The following is a 585-nucleotide window of genomic DNA, read 5'->3' as shown; positions in this document are numbered from 1 at the left end:
TCATCACAGTAGATAAAACTACAGGAAAAGTAACGGTAACCATTCCATCAGATAAGAATCCAGGGGATAAAGTAACAGGAAAAGTCCTTGTCCGCTACCCAGATGGATCAGAAGAGGAAGTCCCAGTAACTGTAACAGTAACAACACCAGCTCGTAAGACACCAACAGTAGATGTTGAACAAGATCCTAAGACAGGTGACGTTACAGTAACACCTAAGAAACCAGATGGCTCAACATATCCACCAGGAACTAAGGTAGAAATCCCAGGTAAAGATGGTAACCCAATCACTGTTACAATCGGTGAAGACGGTAAAGGTAAAGTACCAAACAGCGAATTACCAGACGGTAAAGTTCCAGGTACAGGTAAGATTACTGAACCAGGTAAACCAGCTGTGGAAGTTCCAGTAGAAACTCCAGCTAAGGTAACACCAGAAACACCAGTAACTGAAAAGCCAGGTAAGATTGAAATTACTCAACAACCAAATGGAAATGCGATTGTAACGCCTAAGAAACCAGATGGCTCAACATACCCACCAGGAACTAAGGTAGAAATTCCAGGTGAAGATGGAAACACAATCACAGTAA

1 protein-coding gene is annotated in these 585 nt (G+C 42.2%); it reads left to right on the top strand.

Features of this window, described 5'->3' with window-relative positions; genetic code table 11:
* Nucleotides 1-585 (top strand): YPDG domain-containing protein (locus FBF73_RS10035; protein WP_206146686.1); only part of this gene is annotated, 585 nt, incomplete at both ends.

The sequence above is a fragment of the Streptococcus mitis genome, assembly GCF_005144795.1.
GTDB classification, from domain to species: domain Bacteria; phylum Bacillota; class Bacilli; order Lactobacillales; family Streptococcaceae; genus Streptococcus; species Streptococcus mitis_BB.
Note: the sequence above shows the minus strand (reverse complement) of the source record. Positions and strands in the feature narration are given on the sequence as shown.